Origin of the sequence: Mesorhizobium sp. M4A.F.Ca.ET.022.05.2.1, from assembly GCF_003998845.1 — a bacterium.
In the GTDB taxonomy this organism is placed as follows: domain Bacteria; phylum Pseudomonadota; class Alphaproteobacteria; order Rhizobiales; family Rhizobiaceae; genus Mesorhizobium.
In genome coordinates, this window is the sequence record NZ_RZOJ01000116.1 from 1 (window position 1) to 15,237 (window position 15,237).

At 65.2% G+C, this 15,237-nt stretch carries 17 protein-coding genes; 6 read left to right on the forward strand and 11 right to left on the reverse strand.

The window, feature by feature from the left end; translation table 11 throughout:
- A partial coding sequence (locus tag EN745_RS15025) for an FAD-dependent oxidoreductase (protein ID WP_127421630.1) occupies positions 1–621 on the reverse strand: 621 nt, incomplete at its 3' end.
- Between the two features lie 161 nt (positions 622–782).
- Between EN745_RS15025 and EN745_RS15030 the strand changes: the two genes are divergently transcribed.
- Positions 783–1,580, forward strand: coding sequence for a lytic transglycosylase domain-containing protein (locus EN745_RS15030; RefSeq protein WP_127421631.1), 798 nt, complete (start codon positions 783–785; stop codon positions 1,578–1,580).
- Between the two features lie 800 nt (positions 1,581–2,380).
- Here the strand turns inward: EN745_RS15030 and EN745_RS37015 are convergent.
- From EN745_RS37015 to rlmN, 4 genes are all read right to left on the reverse strand, one after another.
- Positions 2,381–2,800 (reverse strand): hypothetical protein, encoded by a 420-nt coding sequence (locus EN745_RS37015; protein ID WP_245487734.1) that lies wholly within the window; start codon positions 2,798–2,800, stop codon positions 2,381–2,383.
- Between the two features lie 345 nt (positions 2,801–3,145).
- Positions 3,146–4,369 carry an argininosuccinate synthase gene (locus EN745_RS15045; RefSeq protein WP_127421633.1) on the reverse strand — a complete coding sequence of 408 codons (1,224 nt, stop codon included), beginning with the start codon at positions 4,367–4,369 and terminating at the stop codon, positions 3,146–3,148.
- Between the two features lie 177 nt (positions 4,370–4,546).
- Positions 4,547–5,023: a hypothetical protein gene (locus tag EN745_RS15055; RefSeq protein ID WP_127421634.1), complete on the reverse strand. Its 477-nt coding sequence runs from the start codon at positions 5,021–5,023 to the stop codon at positions 4,547–4,549.
- Positions 5,020–6,255, reverse strand: a complete 1,236-nt coding sequence (gene rlmN / locus EN745_RS15060; RefSeq protein WP_127421635.1) for a 23S rRNA (adenine(2503)-C(2))-methyltransferase RlmN — start codon at positions 6,253–6,255, stop codon at positions 5,020–5,022. The genes EN745_RS15055 and rlmN overlap by 4 nt, the downstream gene beginning before the upstream one ends.
- A 269-nt stretch (positions 6,256–6,524) precedes the next feature.
- On the opposite strand from rlmN, the gene EN745_RS15065 reads away from it, so the two are divergent.
- Together EN745_RS15065 and EN745_RS15070 are read left to right on the forward strand one after the other, a co-directional pair.
- Positions 6,525–6,824: a hypothetical protein gene (locus tag EN745_RS15065; RefSeq protein ID WP_127421636.1), complete on the forward strand. Its 300-nt coding sequence runs from the start codon at positions 6,525–6,527 to the stop codon at positions 6,822–6,824.
- A gap of 173 nt (positions 6,825–6,997) precedes the next feature.
- Positions 6,998–8,347, forward strand: coding sequence for a chloride channel protein (locus EN745_RS15070; protein WP_127421637.1), 1,350 nt, complete (start codon positions 6,998–7,000; stop codon positions 8,345–8,347).
- Between the two features lies 1 nt (position 8,348).
- Here the strand turns inward: EN745_RS15070 and EN745_RS15075 are convergent, their stop codons facing one another.
- The 4 genes from EN745_RS15075 to EN745_RS15090 all read right to left on the reverse strand — a co-directional run bounded on the left by EN745_RS15075 (position 8,349) and on the right by EN745_RS15090 (position 10,104).
- Positions 8,349–8,528 (reverse strand): hypothetical protein, encoded by a 180-nt coding sequence (locus EN745_RS15075; protein WP_127421638.1) that lies wholly within the window; start codon positions 8,526–8,528, stop codon positions 8,349–8,351.
- Positions 8,529–8,608: 80 nt separating this feature from the next.
- Positions 8,609–9,112: an invasion associated locus B family protein gene (locus EN745_RS15080; RefSeq protein WP_126057419.1), complete on the reverse strand. Its 504-nt coding sequence runs from the start codon at positions 9,110–9,112 to the stop codon at positions 8,609–8,611.
- A 248-nt stretch (positions 9,113–9,360) separates the two neighbouring features.
- On the reverse strand, positions 9,361–9,723 hold the full coding sequence (locus tag EN745_RS15085; protein WP_127421639.1) for a YkvA family protein: 363 nt from the start codon (positions 9,721–9,723) through the stop codon (positions 9,361–9,363).
- Positions 9,724–9,807: 84 nt separating this feature from the next.
- Positions 9,808–10,104, reverse strand: a complete 297-nt coding sequence (locus EN745_RS15090) for a 4a-hydroxytetrahydrobiopterin dehydratase (protein WP_127421640.1) — start codon at positions 10,102–10,104, stop codon at positions 9,808–9,810.
- A gap of 108 nt (positions 10,105–10,212) precedes the next feature.
- Here EN745_RS15090 and EN745_RS15095 point away from each other — a divergent pair, with 108 nt between their 5' ends.
- Positions 10,213–10,731 carry a low molecular weight protein-tyrosine-phosphatase gene (locus EN745_RS15095; protein ID WP_127421642.1) on the forward strand — a complete coding sequence of 173 codons (519 nt, stop codon included), beginning with the start codon at positions 10,213–10,215 and terminating at the stop codon, positions 10,729–10,731.
- On the opposite strand, the gene thpR is transcribed toward EN745_RS15095, so the two are convergent.
- Together thpR and EN745_RS15105 are read right to left on the reverse strand one after the other, a co-directional pair.
- Positions 10,635–11,231 carry an RNA 2',3'-cyclic phosphodiesterase gene (gene thpR / locus EN745_RS15100; RefSeq protein WP_126057423.1) on the reverse strand — a complete coding sequence of 199 codons (597 nt, stop codon included), beginning with the start codon at positions 11,229–11,231 and terminating at the stop codon, positions 10,635–10,637. The genes EN745_RS15095 and thpR overlap by 97 nt on opposite strands.
- Before the next feature lie 118 nt (positions 11,232–11,349).
- Positions 11,350–11,994 carry an arylesterase gene (locus tag EN745_RS15105; protein WP_127399966.1) on the reverse strand — a complete coding sequence of 215 codons (645 nt, stop codon included), beginning with the start codon at positions 11,992–11,994 and terminating at the stop codon, positions 11,350–11,352.
- 130 nt (positions 11,995–12,124) lie between these two features.
- On the opposite strand from EN745_RS15105, the gene EN745_RS15110 reads away from it, so the two are divergent.
- Together EN745_RS15110 and EN745_RS15115 are read left to right on the forward strand one after the other, a co-directional pair.
- On the forward strand, positions 12,125–12,823 hold the full coding sequence (locus tag EN745_RS15110) for an ABC transporter ATP-binding protein (protein ID WP_127421641.1): 699 nt from the start codon (positions 12,125–12,127) through the stop codon (positions 12,821–12,823).
- Positions 12,823–15,237: ABC transporter permease (locus EN745_RS15115; RefSeq protein WP_145992033.1), on the forward strand; the 2,415-nt coding region annotated here is incomplete at its 3' end. The genes EN745_RS15110 and EN745_RS15115, both read left to right, overlap by 1 nt.

Below are 15,237 nucleotides of genomic sequence, written 5' to 3' on the forward strand. Positions count from 1 at the left end.
AGCGACATCCGGCCCGTTCCAGAAGATCCTGCGCACCGGGGTCGACAATTCGACCGGCACGTCGGCGCCGAAACGCGCCACCAGCGCGCCGAACCCTTCCTTGCTGAAATAGTTGGGGTCGAGATCGGCGGCGGCCTGGAAATCGCGGATCGATATCTCGTCCTCGTCGGCGCCGAAGTCCATCGGACCGGCGAAGGTGGCGGCGGCGCGCGGCGCCTGGCCCCTGGCGAGCAGCGCCGAAAGCCGGTCGTCACCCTCCTCGACCTTGTGGGCGGCGAGCAATTCGAACAGCTTCGCGTCGGCGGCCTTCATCTCGGCCTCTTCCGCCTCGCTCGCCTTGCGCTGGCGGTAGTAGAGATGATCGACATTCATGTCGTGGTGATGCAGGTTCCAGCCGGCGGCTTGCGCCTCGGGAAAATAGGGATTGCGGTCCGCCGCGTGCAGCCAGGCGCAGCCGATGTCGAAGGGCACGCCGAAATGCCGGTCGCTGGTCCAGGCGCGGCCGCCGATTCGGTCCATCGCTTCCAGCAGTTTGAAGGACAAGCCGGCGGCGCGCAGGGTTTTCGCGGCTGAGAGCCCGGCCGAGCCGGCCCCGATGATCACAACATCAACATCGCCCATGTGTATCGCGCCCCCCGCCACAATAAATACTTGATCGTAGGCAAATTCCGCTTCATTGGCCAGCATCGAGCAACCAGTGCAGCCGCGGGGCGGTGACAATCGGGCGCTTCACTGGCAAATTCGCAACCGGGACGTGATTCAGGCGATCAGGAGAGAACAGCATGGCATTTCTTGCCAAGGGAAAGATTTTTGCGGCCGTGGTGGCGGCGGTGCTTGCGCTGGCGACAGGCGCGCAGGCGGCTGGCAGCTGTGGCAAGAACAGCGCCGGCTTCGAAGCCTGGAAGCAGGACTTTGCCGCCCAGGCCCAGGCCGAAGGGGTCGGCGCGAGGGGGCTGTCCGCCCTGGCAGGCGCGACCTACGCGACGAGGACCATCTCCGCCGACCGCGCCATCCACAAGGCGTTCAGCGGCTCGGTGGAAGATTTCATGAAGCGCCGCGGCGGGGCTGCGATCATTTCCAAGGGCCGTTCGCTGAAGAAGTCGAACGCGGCGCTGTTCGACAGGATCGAAGCGACCTACGGCGTGCCGCCCGGCGTGCTGCTCGCCATCTGGGGCATGGAGACCGGCTTCGGCGCCTCCATGGGCAACCAGAACACGGTGTCCGCTATTTTGACGCTTACCTATGATTGCCGCCGGCCGGACTACTTTTATCCGCATGCCATTGCGGCGCTGAAGCTGGTCGATCGCGGGACGTTGACCTCCGCTTCGGTCGGCGCCATGCATGGCGAGATCGGCCACACGCAGTTCCTGCCCGGAAACGTCCTGAAGTATGGCGTCGGCAACGGAAATCTGCGCGACAGGAATACCGCGCTCGCTTCCACCGCCAACTACCTCAAGGGCCATGGCTGGCGGGCCGGCGCGGGCTATCAGGCGAACATGGGCGCCATAGCCGGCTGGAACTCGGCCAGCGTCTACCAGCAGGCCATTGCCCGCATCGCGGAGGCGATCGACGGCAACTGATGCCATCTCCACTCGACAGAAAGCCCGACCATGCGCCGGGCTTTTTGTTTATGGAGCGGTGTCAAACCCAATCGCTCGAAACGATCAGGTTCGATCCCGCTCTCAATAATGCGCGTAGCCGCTCAACGGGCATTTCTGGGAAATGGGAACCTGGAAGCTGCCGTCAATACCGCTGCAGTTACGGAATTTGGACGACCGCGGCGCCGGGGCCGCCTTCGACCTGCCCTTGGTGTCCATTTTGGTCGGCTGGTCGGAATGCGCGTAACCGCTCACCGGGCATTTCTGGGAAGCGGGAACCTGGAAGGGGCCGTCAAATCCGCTGCAGGTACGGAACTTGGACGATCGTGGCGCCGTCGCCGCCTTCGACCTGCCCTTGCTGTCCATTTTGGTCGGTTGGTCGGAATGCGCGTAGCCGCTCACCGGGCATTTCTGGGAAATGGGAACCTGGAAGGGGCCGTCAAATCCGCTGCAGGTATGGAACTTGGACGTCGGCGCCGCCAGGGCCTGCGAGGACTGGCATCCGCCGAAGATGACTGCCGCTGAAAGCAAGAGAAAAAGACCGTTCTTCACTGTCGAAGTCCCTCCACTCCGCTGCCTTGCTTTCTGCCTATGGGGCAGGGTCAAAGCCCAATCACTCGCTCTCAACAATGCGCGTAGCCGCTCAACGGGCATTTCTGGGAAATGGGAACCTGGAAGCTGCCGTCAATACCGCTGCAGGTAAACAAGTTGGAGTTCCGCAGCGTTGGAGGAGCCGCCCTTGGCCTGCCCTCGATCATCGTCGGGACCCCGGTAGGTTACGATTAGCCGCCGCCCAAGGGGCATTTCCGGGAAGCGGGAACCTCGAAGGTGCCGGTGAAAACATTTGAGCAGGTATGGAATTTGGGGTTCCGCGGCGCTGAGGTGGCCGCCTTCGACCTGGCGCTAATCTCCCTTTCGGACGGCTGCTCGAAATGCCCGTAGCCGCCTGGCGGGCATTTCCGGGAAGCTGGAACCTGGAAGATGCCGTCTCTCCCGGTGCAATTACGGAAGTTTGACGATCGCGGTGCCGGGGCTTGCGTGACCGCGGCCGGCTTTGGCTTGCCTTTGAGGACCATCCAGATTTCGGTCGGTTGGTCGAGCTGCAGGTTGTTTATATCGGAATAGGTGATCCGGCCGCTGCGCACGCCGGCAGCAAGGCGCTCGCAGAACAAAGCCGGCATGCGCTCCAGCGAGACGCCCATGAACCGGCGATATCGTGCTTGAGCGTGATGTTCCAGGCGCGGGCTTCGGCGATGCAGCCGTCCAGATCCGGCTTTGGCTCACGCTTCGCGGCCTGCGCGGTCTGGCACGCCGCGAAAGCGACGGAAGTTGCCAGCAGAACAAAAATGCCTTTTTTCACTGTCAAACCCCCGTCGATCCCGCGCGGAACTTAGATGAAGCTACCGAAAGGTCAAACGGGAAACGTCATTTGGTCGTTCTTATTTTGCTTATATTAGGAACGCAAAATAGAAAACCCGGCGTCTCCACCGGGTTTCTTGGGTCGTTTCGGCTTTCGCGAGATCGGCACAGCGCACGACGGCGCTATGTCAGCCCGTGCGCGTGCGCGCGGCGAGCGTCCTCAGCCGCAGCGCATTGAGGCGGATGAAGCCGGCGGCGTCCTTCTGGTCGTAGGCGCCGCGATCGTCCTCGAAGGTGACCAGCGCGTCGGAATAGAGCGTCTTCTTCGACTTGCGGCCGGTGACCATAACATTGCCCTTGTAGAGCTTCAGCCGCACCGTGCCCTCGACGTCCTCCTGGCTCTTATCGATCATCGCCTGCAGCATCAGCCGCTCGGGCGAGAACCAGAAGCCGTTGTAGATCAGCTCGGCATAGCGCGGCATGAACTCGTCCTTGAGGTGCGCGGCACCGCGGTCGAGCGTGATCGATTCGATGGCGCGGTGGGCGGCGATCAGGATGGTGCCGCCGGGCGTTTCGTAGACGCCGCGCGATTTCATGCCGACGAAGCGGTTCTCGACGAGGTCGAGCCGGCCGATGCCGTTGTCGCGACCGAGGTCGTTGAGGGCGGCCAGCATCGTCGCCGGCGACAGCTTCTTGCCATTCAGCGCAATCGGATCGCCCTTGAGGAACTCAATCTCGATCTCGGTGACCTTGTCCGGCGCGTCCATCGGCGAGACGGTGCGCTGGTGGACGAATTCCGGCGGCTCCGTCCACGGATCCTCCAGCACCTTGCCCTCCGAGGAGGAGTGCAGCAGGTTGGCGTCGACCGAGAACGGCGCGTCGCCGCGCTTGTCCTTCGGCACGGGAATCTGGTGCTGCTCGGCGAAGTTCAGCAGGTCGGTGCGCGACTTGAAGGACCAGTCGCGCCACGGCGCGATGACCTTAATGTCGGGGTTAAGCGCGTAAGCCGACAGCTCGAAACGGACCTGGTCGTTGCCCTTGCCGGTAGCGCCGTGAGCAATCGCGTCGGCGCCGGTTTCCCTGGCGATCTCGACGAGGTGCTTGGAGATCAGCGGCCGGGCGATCGAGGTGCCGAGCAGGTAGGTGCCCTCATAGACGGCATTGGCGCGGAACATCGGGAAGACGAAGTCGGCGACGAATTCCTCACGCACGTCGACGATGCGGATGTCCTTGATGCCCATCAGCTCGGCCTTGCGGCGCGCCGGCTCCAGCTCGCCGCCCTGGCCGAGGTCGGCGGTGAAGGTGACGACTTCGGCGCCGAGCTCGGTCTGCAGCCATTTCAGGATGATGGATGTGTCGAGGCCGCCTGAGTAGGCGAGCACGACTTTCTTCACGTTCTTGGTCTTGGACATTTTAGGCGGTTCCGCGGGGAAAGGTTTCGCGGGCGAGGTATCACGGCGTTTCCGGGCTGCGCAAGAGAGGAACGGTCTTTGATAGCCGAACGCTGGACCAGACGCCGCCGTCCGGCCGCTGGCCACGGTGACGCGGATGGTCGTATCTGTTCGGCGGCGTGTTCTCGGCCTTCGCGCTCAAGATCCTGACGGCCCAGGCGAAACAGGCTCGCTCTCGCGCCAGCTGCCGGCCCAGCGGCCGGCGGCGAGCCAGTAGAAAATACCGCCGACCATGCCGGAGCCAATTACCGCCAGAACGGCGCTGGTGTCGGTGACGACGAAGTCGGGATCGCCGCTCTGGCGGACGAAACCGAGGAAGGCCGCGGCGACGCCGCCGCCGGCGATCGCATAGAACAGCCAGTCGCGCCGTCCGAGGGTCTCGGCGGCGAGGATGACGACCGCCGCCGGCATGAAGGCGAAATAGGCGACGAACAGCGCCACGAAGGGGATCGAGAAATAGAGCGAGGCGGTCGCCGTCGGGTGAGCCTGGTCCGGCGTATAGCCGAGCGAGCCCAGGAACAGGATGTTGAGGAAGGCGCTGGCCGCCAGCGAGGCGGCGATGTAGCCGAGCAGGATGACGGCGAAGCGGATGAGGTAGGCGATGAAGCGGCTCACGCCTCGCCGTGCCCCGCGATCATCATCGCTTCGAGCGCCAGGCGGTCGACCTTGCGCATGCGCTCCGATTCCGACTTGAGCTGGCCGCAGGCGGCGAGGATGTCGCGGCCGCGCGGCGTGCGGATCGGCGAGGCGTAGCCGGCATTGTTGATGTAGTCGGCAAACTTCTCGATCGTCTCCCAGTCCGAGCACTGGTAGTTGGTGCCCGGCCACGGGTTGAACGGGATCAAATTGATCTTGGCCGGAATGCCCTTGAGCAGCTTGACCAGCGCCTTGGCGTCGTCGAGGGAATCGTTGACGTCCTTCAGCATCACATATTCGAAGGTGATGCGCCTGGCGTTGGAGAGGCCGGGATAGGCGCGGCAGGCGGCGATCAGCTCCTTCAACGGGAACTTCTTGTTGATCGGCACGAGCAGGTCGCGCAGGTCGTCATTGGTGGCATGCAGCGAGATCGCCAGCATGACGCCGATCTCCTCGCCGGTGCGGAAGATTTCCGGCACGACGCCGGAGGTCGACAGCGTGATGCGGCGCTTCGAAAGTGACAGGCCGTCGCCGTCGGAGGCGATCAACAGCGCCTTCTTCACCGCCTCGAAATTGTAAAGCGGCTCGCCCATGCCCATCATGACGATGTTGGAGACCTTGCGTCCCTCGGCCGGTACGATGGCGCCGTCGGGCGTGTCGCGGTCGGGGAAGTCGCCGAGCCGGTCGCGGGCGGTGAGCAGCTGCGCCAGGATCTCTTCCGTGGTCAGGTTGCGCACCAGCTTCTGCGTGCCGGTGTGGCAGAACGAGCAGGTCAGCGTGCAGCCGACCTGCGAGGAGATGCAGAGCGTGCCGCGGCCTTCCTCGGGAATGTAGACGGTCTCGATCTCGACCGGGCGGCCGGCGCCGCGCGGCGGAAAGCGGAACAGCCATTTGCGGGTACCGTCGGCGGAGATCTGCTCCTCGACGATCTCGGGCCGGGCGACGGTGAAATGCCTGTCGAGCTCGGCGCGCAGGTCCTTGGAAATGTTGAACATGCCGGAAAAGTCGGAGACGCCGCGCACATACATCCAGTGCCAGAGCTGCTGGGCGCGCATCTTCGCCTGGCGCTCCGGGACGATGCCGGCCTCGACCAGGGCGGCGCCGAGCTCGGCGCGGGTGAGGCCGATCAGCGACGGCTTTTCGGCCGCCCCATTGCGGGCACGCAAGGCGTCGCGCGCGCCTTCGGCGGTAAGATCAAGTGAAAGGGTCATGGTTGCGCCAATATAAGCGGTTTGCGGCCGATTTCAGCATCGTGCCCGAAATGAAGCGCGGCGCATAGCACAGGTTCGGAGCGGAGTCATGCGGGGGGTGAGGGCGCGGCTGGCCAATCGTGCCATCGTTCGCTCGACCGTTGTGAGGCGGCGTCGCATCGCTCCCACCGCGGAGATCGATCACATATTCGTGTTGGCGTAACGACCCAAGGCGCCTTCGCGAACCCTGAAAGGGGCAACTGTGCCCCTGCAAAATGGGAGTATGCGGAATGCACTCGATCAAGCTTGTTGTCATCGCCGGCCTCCTCGGCCTTTCCGCGGCACAGGCATTTGCCGAAGACACGATGGGAACGATGACCATGATGAAGGCCGGCCAGGTGACGGCGATCACGCCCGACGGCCATATGGGCACGATGATGCCGGACGCCAAGATGAGCGCCGAGATGATGAAGATGGCGAAGCCAATCAAGCACTGCATGATGATGATGACAGACGCCAAGGGCAAAACCTACATGATCGACACCTCGACCAAGAAGGCCCAGGCCGAGTGTGAAAAAATGGCGATGTGAACATCGCCAAGCACGCACGCCGACCTTCCCGCCGGCCGGCACGCCGGCGGGTATTCCGATCACATCTGCTTGAACCCCGTTCCGAGACGTTGCCGGCATAGCGTCGGACTCGCCGCGCGGGTTGATCGGCTCCGTCATTGTGCTAGGCCGGGCCTATCACCACGAGGCTCGTCATGGCCGGCATATCCCGAAAATACCGCTTGCTGCGGCGTTCGCACGCCATGTGGGTGTCGCGGCGCGTATGGCAACCGCGCCTCGTCTTCTGGGCCGGCGCCATCTCGATCGGCCTGATCAGCGTCCTGTTCGCACTGCTTGCCGACCGCGCGCAGGCTCTGTTCCATACCATGACCGGCAATGAGGGCGGCTGGCGCTTCTATCTGCCGCTCGTCTTGACGCCCCTCGGTTTCGTCCTTTGCGCCTGGCTCGCGCATTCCTTCTTCCCGGGGTCGCAAGGCAGCGGCATTCCGCAGGCGATCGCGGCGCGGCATCTGCGCGACGAGGAGGATCGCAGCCGCATCCTGTCGCTCAGGCTGGTGGCGGGCAAGATCGCGCTCACCGTCGTCGGCCTCGCCTGCGGCGCCTCGATCGGCCGCGAAGGCCCAACGGTCCAGGTCGGCGCCTCGCTGATGCTGCAGGCGGCGCGCTGGGGCAGCATGGCGCAGGCGCGCGGGCTGATCCTGGCCGGCTCCGCCGCCGGCATCGCCGCCGCGTTCAACACGCCGCTTGCCGGCATCGTCTTTGCCATCGAGGAAATGGGCCGCGCCTATGAGGCGCGCACCAACGGGCTGGTGCTGACGGCGGTGATCTTGGCCGGGCTCGCCTCGCTCGGGCTGCTCGGCAACTACACCTATTTCGGCGTCGCCAAGGACACGGTGGCGTTTGCCACCGACTGGCCGCTGGTGCTTGCCTGCGGCATCATCGGCGGCGGTGTCGGCGCGCTGTTCTCGCTGCTTGCGCTGAAGGTCATGCGCCGCATCCGGCGCTGGAACGCGCTACAGCCGCTACCGCGCGCGCTGGTCGTGGCGGCCGTCTGCGGGCTGGCCGTGGCGGTGATCGGCGTCGCGTCCGGCGGGCTGACCTTCGGCACCGGCTACGCGCAGGCTCGCGGGGCGATCGAAGGCACGCCGCTGCCGGCCCTCTTCTTCGTGGAAAAATTCGCCGCCGGCCTGTTGTCGATGGTGTCGGGCATTCCGGGCGGTCTCTTCGCACCGTCGCTGGCGGTGGGCGCGGGGCTGGGCAGCACCCTCGGCCTGGTCTTCGGCACCGCCACCGGCACGGCGGCGCTGCTCGGCATGGCCGGTTATTTCGCCGGCGTCGTGCAGGCGCCGATGACGGCCTTCGTCATCATCCTCGAAATGACCGGCAACCACGACAATGTCATCGCGCTGATGTGCGCGGCGATGCTGGGCTACGGCACGGCGAGGCTGATCTCCAACGAGCCGCTCTATCATGCGCTGTCGCGCGTCTTCATCGCCGAGGCGATCCGGCGGCGCAGAGCGGAGACGATGCCCGCGCCGGGCTGAGCTATCGTTCTTCCGCTTTCACTTGCGGGAGGCGGACCTCGCTGTTGCGCCAGAGCGCCAGGTCTCCCTGGCTTTCAATCTCGCCGCGCGCGTCGAGAGCTTCCAGTCGCCCGGCGATATCGTCCCAGGAAACCTGGACGCCCGCCTTGCGAAGCGCCTGTTCGGTTTTCGCGAGGACCATGGCGTCTTCTGCCAGCGGTCCATCACCATTTGCATGATGGCGCGGTCGATCTCGCTGTCCGCCGTCAAGGGGGCCTCAGCCTACTTGCACTTGGCGATCGAGGCCAGCGCGGCCGAAATGCCCTTCAGCGAGAACACATAGGAGGTGGGGTTGCCGCGACCGGACTTGGCCTGCACCTTCATGTCGGTGCCGGTCTTCATGGCGGCGATCAGCACCGGTTCTTCCGCCGCGTTCTCGACCCAGGCCGACTTGCCGCGCGTGAACATCGAGAAGGTCTTCTTGTCGATGGTGACGGTGGCCTTGGAGCCTTCCTGGAAATTGTAGCCGGCGATGAATTGCGGCTCGTAGGACACCTGCTGGCCCGGCCGCTGGCTGACGAAGAAGAACATGTCGCCGTGGTCGAGCGTCGCCGGCTGCTTGTCGGTCGGCACGGTGAGCACGTAGCAGACCTTGCCGCCGGATGCCTGGTAGCTGTAGGTGCCCCAGGCATTATGCTGGCCGATCTTGGTCGCCGACTGTGCCAGCGCCGGCGCCGCCAGGGCCACCAGGACCAGGCTGGAAACTGTAGCAATCAATCCGCGCATCGTTTTTCCCGTATTCCAAATGGTGCGGCGGCAGGCCGCTGCGGCGTCCTGCCCGTCGCTTCATTTTGATTTAATCAGGGTTACCAAACGGTGAATTTTCCTCAAGAAAAGCACCCTCACCCCAGGAAACCGCCGCCATTCCCGCGCCGCCGCTCGAAAGCGGCCGGCGCGTTGTCCCTGCGCCGACTTGGAGGCCACGAAAACGGCAAGAGTTTGACTTTTCAAACAAGCGCTTGCGCGGTTCCGGATCAGCTCTTGTCGGCGATCGCGTCCCTGGCGGCTTGCCTGTGCGCGGGCGTGATGTGCGCGCTGACGGCGGTGATCGCGGCTGTCAGCACGGCGATGTCGTCGGTGAAGCCGAGGCCGAAGATGACATCGGGGATGAAATCGATCGGCAGCACGAAATAGCCGAGCGCGGCGAGCAGGATGCCCTTGGCGCGCATTGGCGTGTCCTTGTCCATGGCGCAGTAATAGGCGGCGACCACCTCTTCCATGAACGGGATCTGGCGGGCGGCCTTCTTGGCCGTGCGCCAGAATTTTTCGCGCACCTCGCTCTCGCCGGCGAGCTTGTCGCCGAAGCCGAAGAAATCAAAACCGGGTTGCCGCGCCATCTGCCTCTCCTTGCCGCCGCGCGCTTGGTTCGGTGCGCGGCCGCAGGGGAAAATGTGGTAAAAGCGCCGGTCAGCTACAAGAGTTCAACCGCCGAAATAGCGGTTCATCTTCTTTGCCAGTTCGATGTCGAGCGCCGTGACACCGCCTGCGTCATGAGTGTTCAGCGTCACATCCACCGTCTTGTAGACATTCGACCAGTCCGGATGGTGGTCCATCTTCTCCGCCGCCAGGGCGACGCGGGTCATGAAGGCGAAGGCTTCGGAAAAGTTCTTGAAGACGAAGCTGCGTTTTATAGAAGCGCCGTCCTCGGCCAGCGACCAGCCGCCGAGTTCCGCCAGCGCGGCAAGGATGGCGTCCTTGCCCAGTTTTTCTCTCGTCATGTCTGTTTCCCGTGCTATTTCGAATTTTGACCCTCACCATAATGCATGTCGCCCAAAAGTGCGCCGCGGTTTTGGGACAATGACATGCACAAAAACGGCGCCGGATCGATGAGCGCGAAGCCCATAACATCCATCCTGTTCGTCTGCCTCGGCAATATATGCCGCTCGCCTCTCGCCGAAGGCGTGTTGCGCGCCGTGCTGGCCGAGCGCGGGCTGGGCCGAACCGTCATGCTCGATTCGGCCGCGACCAGCGGCTGGGAGGTCGGCTCCGCTCCCGATCCGCGTTCGATTTCGATCGCGGCGCATCATGGCATCGACATTTCCGGGCAAAGGGCACGCAGGGTGGCGCCGGAGGATTTTGCCCGCTTCGACGTGATCCTCGGCATGGACCGGGCGAACGTCCGCGACCTCAAGGCAATCGCGCCGGCCGCGATGCGCGAGCGCATCCACCTGTTCCTGGAGTTTGCCGACGGCGGCGCGGGCGAGGTGCCGGACCCTTATTATGACGGGCCGGACGCGTTCGCCGAGGTCTATCGCATGATCCGCGAGGCGTCGGAGGCGCTGGCCAATCGACTGGCCGCGCGCGTGTCAGCGCCCGAGAGCGGCCAGGCTTCCTCGACGATATAGGGACCGCCGCCGACTGAATCTCGTGACGACATCAAAACGAAGCGGCCGACGCGGAAGGGCAGCGCCGAAAAATTACCGCGCGCCGAAAGATATTGCGCCACGTCGAGTGGGCTCGAATTGCGCAACCGTGCCAGCGTCACATGCGGCATGAACTTGCGCGGATCGGCCGGCAGGCCGAGCCGCTGGCAGATGCGGTCGATCTCGCCCTGCAGGGCAGTCAGATCCGGCGAGGCGGCGACGCCGGCCCACACCGCGTGCGGCTTCTTCTGGCCGAAGGCACCGACACCGGAGAGCGTCAGCGGGAAGGACGGGCGGTGGACGCGGTCGAGCGCGTTGGCGATCTCGTCGGCGACATGGCCCTCGACATCGCCGATGAAGCGCAGCGTCAGATGGTAGTTTTCGACATCGATCCAGCGGGCTCCGGGCAGGCCGCCCCGGAGCAGGGACAGCGAAAGAGCGGCGTCACGAGGAATTTCGAGGGCGGTGAAAAGACGCGGCATGGCAAGCCTCCTGTCCTCGAATCGAAACTCACGCCCCTAGCGAATCATCGATATCCAAGCGGGGCAAGCGGTTTGTTGACCTCGCGGTTTCCCCAACGGCAAGCGTGACTTTCCTGCCTCACGACCCGCCGCCACCCGCGGCAATCGACTTTTCCACCGTCGGCAGTATGCCTTCGACCATCCTGTCGACGCCGCTGGCGTTGGGGTGCAGGCCGTCTTCGAGCTGCAGGGCGGGCACGCCGGCGACGCCGTCAAGGAAGAACGGATAGAGCGGAACGCCGTATTTTTCGGCGAGCTTCGGATAGATGGAGTCGAAGGCATTCTGGTAGTCGGTGCCGAGATTGGGGGCGGCGCGCATGCCGGCCAGGAGCACGGCGATCTTGCGCGCCTTGAGTTTTGCCAGCATCTCGTCGAGGTTCTTCTCAGGAATTGCGGGCGCGACGCCGCGCAGCATGTCGTTGGCGCCGAGCTCGAGGATGACGAGCCGCGTGCCGTCCGGCACCGACCAGTCGAGCCGCGCCAGGCCGCCGCTCGACGTGTCGCCGGAAACACCGGCATTGGCGACGCTGACGTCAAGACCCTTGGCGCGAAGCGCCGCCTGCAGCCTGTCGGTGAAACCTTCGCCTGGCCCGAGGTTGAACCCCGCCATCAGGCTGTCGCCGAAACCGACGATCCTGAAGGTCTCGGCGCCTGCCGCCGACATGGCGCCGCCGATCGTTACGAAAACAACGAAGGCTGCTGCAAGAGTGTGTTTGAAAGCCATGCGGCAGGCCCCATATGAGCGGAAATGGTCTTCAGGCGAAGGCGGGTTCCTGGTTGAGCATCGGATTCCCCCGGTCTCCACTTTGGCTCCGATGCTTAGCCCTCATCTATCCATATAGGACGCTTTCATTGTGACAGAAGCCGTCATCGTGCTGAAAGACGTATCGCTGACGCTCGGTAAAGGCGCGTCCTCCGTGCATGTGCTGAAGGGCGTCAGCCTCGATGTCGCCGCCGGCGAGGCGACCGGCATCGTCGGCCCATCGGGCTCCGGCAAGTCGACGCTGCTGATGGTCCTGGCCGGCCTAGAAAGGGTCGATTCGGGAACGGTTCGAATCGCCGGCGAATTGCTCAATGGCAAAAGCGAGGATCAGATTGCATCGTTTCGGGGACGAAACATCGGCATCGTCTTCCAGTCCTTCCACCTCATCCCCAACATGACGGCGCTCGAGAACGTCGCCGTGCCGCTCGAGCTCGCCGGCCATGCCGACCCGTTCAGCGTCGCCGCGCACGAGCTGGCGGCGGTCGGCCTCAGCGACCGCGTGACCCATTATCCCGGCGAACTGTCGGGCGGCGAGCAGCAGCGCGTTGCGATTGCCCGCGCGCTGGCGCCCTCGCCGCGCATCCTGATCGCCGACGAGCCGACCGGCAATCTCGACCAGGCGACGGGACGGCAGATCGCCGACCTTCTGTTCGCGAAGGCTGCCGAGCGCGGCATGACGCTGGTGCTGGTCACGCATGATCCGGCACTCGCGGCGCGCTGTTCGCGCCAGGTGTCGATGCACTCGGGACGGATCGAGGACGCGCCGAAACCGTTGAAGGTTTCGGCCTGATGCCCCTGTCGCGGACGTTGAAGCTCGCGGTCCGCTTCTCGCTGCGCGAGATGCGCGGAGGCCTGTCCGGCTTCCTCATCTTCCTCGCCTGCATCGCGCTCGGCGTCGCCGCTATCGGCGGCGTCAATTCGGTGGCGCAGGCGATCACCGCCGGGGTCGCCAACCAGGGCCAGACGCTGCTTGGCGGCGACCTGCGCTTTCAACTCAACCAGCGCGGCACGACGCCGGCCGAGCGCGGCTTCCTTGATCGGCTGGGAACGATTTCGCACAGCGCCAGCATGCGCTCGATGGCGCGGCTGGAGGACGGCTCGGACCAGGCGCTGGTCGAGGCCAAGGCGGTCGACGAGGCCTATCCGCTCTACGGGGCGCTGGCGACCGAGCCGCCGCTGCCGCGCGAGGCGCTGTTCGCCGAAAGGTCCGGCGTCTTCGGCGCCGCGGCACCCGACCTTTTGTTCGACCGGCTGAACCTCAAGCTTGGCGACCGGGTGAAGCTTGGCGCTGCGACGTTCGAGCTGCGCGCGCGGCTGGTGAGCGAACCGGATGCGGTGTCCGACGGGTTCGGCTTTGCGCCGCGGCTGCTGGTATCGACCGAAGGCCTTGCCGCCTCAGGCCTGGTCCAGCCGGGCAGCCTGGTCGAGAACGCCTACAAAATCCGCTTACCTGCCGGCGCCAGCGAGACCGACCTCAAGGCGATCCAGGACCAGGCGGCCAAGACGTTTCCGGAGGCTGGCTGGTCGATCCGCACGCGCAGCAACGCGGCACCGGCGCTCTCCTCCAATATCGAGCGCTTCTCGCAATTTTTGACGCTGGTCGGGCTGACGGCGCTGGTGGTCGGCGGCGTCGGCGTGGCGAACGCCGTGCGCGCCTATCTCGACGGCAAGCGCGGCGTCATCGCCACCTTCAAGAGCCTCGGCGCTTCGGGTGGCTTCGTCTTCACCGTCTATCTGGTGCAGATCCTGCTGATCGCCGGCCTCGGCATCGTCGCCGGGCTGATCCTCGGCGCCGCTATGCCGTTCGCGGCGAGCGCAGCCCTGCAGTCGGTCATCCCGGTGCCGGCGGAAGGCGGCTTCTACCCCGGCGCGCTTGCCATGGCGGCGCTGTTCGGCCTGCTGGTGACACTGGCCTTCGCGCTGCTGCCACTGGGGCGCGCCCGCGACGTGCCGGCAACGGCGCTGTTTCGCGAGATGGGTTTTGAGAGCCGCGGTTTTCCGCGCCTGCCTTATGTGGCAGCGGCAGTCGGCATCGCGCTCGTCCTGGCGGCGCTGGCCATCCTGTTTTCCGGCGACCGCCGCATCGCCTCGATCTTCGTCGGCGCCACGGTCTTTGCCTTCCTGGTACTGCGCCTGGTCGGCGCGCTGGTGCAGTGGGCGGCCAGCAGGAGCCCGCGCGTCCGTTCCGTCGCGCTCAGGCTGGCGCTGGGCAACATCCACCGGCCGGGCGCCCTGACGCCGTCCGTGGTGCTGTCGCTCGGCCTCGGGCTGACGCTTTTGGTGACACTGGCGCTGATCGACGGCAATCTGAGGCGCCAGATCTCCGGCAGCCTGCCGGAACGGGCGCCGAATTTCTTCTTCGTCGATATCCAGAGCAGCGATGTCGATGCGTTCTCGGCGCTGATCGGCAAGGAGGCTCCGCGGGGGACGCTGGCCAAGGTGCCGATGCTGCGCGGGCGGGTGATGGCACTGAACGGCGTCGACGTCGGCAAGGTGAGCGTGCCGGCGGAGGGCGCGTGGGTGCTGCGCGGCGACCGCGGCCTGACCTATGATGCGAAGATGCCTGCCAACGCGACGCTGACGCAAGGAACCTGGTGGCCGGAGGACTATGCCGGCGAGCCGCTGGTGTCGTTCTCGGCCGAGGAGGGACGGCAGATCGGGCTGAAGCTCGGCGACACCGTCACCGTCAATGTGCTGGGACGCAACGTGACGGCCAGGATCGCCAATTTCCGCCAGGTCGAATGGGAGACGATGGGCATCAACTTCGTCATGGTGTTTTCGCCCAACGCCTTCGCCGGCGCGCCGCATGGCTGGCTGGCGACGCTGACCGACAAGGACGCCAGCATCGCCGACGATGCCCGGCTGCTCAACGCGGTGACGCGTGCGTTCCCTTCGGTGACGACGGTCCGGGTCAAGGACGCGCTCGATATCGTCAACCGGCTGGTGGGCCAGCTCGGCACGGCGATCCGCGCCGCCGCCGGCGTGGCGCTGATCGCTTCTGTGCTGGTGCTTGCCGGCGCGCTCGCCGCCGGCAACCGGGCGCGCATCCATGACGCGGTGGTGCTGAAGACGCTGGGTGCGACACGCAGGACGCTGATCACGGCCTTCTCGCTGGAGTATGTGCTGATCGGCCTTGCCACCGCGGTCTTCGCGCTGGCGGCTGGCGGAGTGGCGGCCTGGTTCGTGGTCGCGCATATCATGACG

Excerpts from the sequence above, each read along its gene's own strand:
- EN745_RS15085 (WP_127421639.1), bottom strand. The coding sequence starts at position 9,723 with ATGGCGCGGCAACCCGGTTTTGATTTCTTCGGCTTCGGCGACAAGCTC.
- EN745_RS15105 (WP_127399966.1), bottom strand. The coding sequence starts at position 11,994 with ATGGCTTTCAAACACACTCTTGCAGCAGCCTTCGTTGTTTTCGTAACG.
- EN745_RS15075 (WP_127421638.1), bottom strand. The coding sequence starts at position 8,528 with ATGGTCCTCGCGAAAACCGAACAGGCGCTTCGCAAGGCGGGCGTCCAG.
- EN745_RS15080 (WP_126057419.1), bottom strand. The coding sequence starts at position 9,112 with ATGCGCGGATTGATTGCTACAGTTTCCAGCCTGGTCCTGGTGGCCCTG.
- EN745_RS15065 (WP_127421636.1), top strand. The coding sequence starts at position 6,525 with ATGCACTCGATCAAGCTTGTTGTCATCGCCGGCCTCCTCGGCCTTTCC.
- EN745_RS15045 (WP_127421633.1), bottom strand. The coding sequence starts at position 4,369 with ATGTCCAAGACCAAGAACGTGAAGAAAGTCGTGCTCGCCTACTCAGGC.
- EN745_RS15070 (WP_127421637.1), top strand. The coding sequence starts at position 6,998 with ATGGCCGGCATATCCCGAAAATACCGCTTGCTGCGGCGTTCGCACGCC.
- rlmN (WP_127421635.1), bottom strand. The coding sequence starts at position 6,255 with ATGACCCTTTCACTTGATCTTACCGCCGAAGGCGCGCGCGACGCCTTG.
- thpR (WP_126057423.1), bottom strand. The coding sequence starts at position 11,231 with ATGCCGCGTCTTTTCACCGCCCTCGAAATTCCTCGTGACGCCGCTCTT.
- EN745_RS15030 (WP_127421631.1), top strand. The coding sequence starts at position 783 with ATGGCATTTCTTGCCAAGGGAAAGATTTTTGCGGCCGTGGTGGCGGCG.
- EN745_RS15090 (WP_127421640.1), bottom strand. The coding sequence starts at position 10,104 with ATGACGAGAGAAAAACTGGGCAAGGACGCCATCCTTGCCGCGCTGGCG.
- EN745_RS37015 (WP_245487734.1), bottom strand. The coding sequence starts at position 2,800 with ATGGGCGTCTCGCTGGAGCGCATGCCGGCTTTGTTCTGCGAGCGCCTT.
- EN745_RS15095 (WP_127421642.1), top strand. The coding sequence starts at position 10,213 with ATGAGCGCGAAGCCCATAACATCCATCCTGTTCGTCTGCCTCGGCAAT.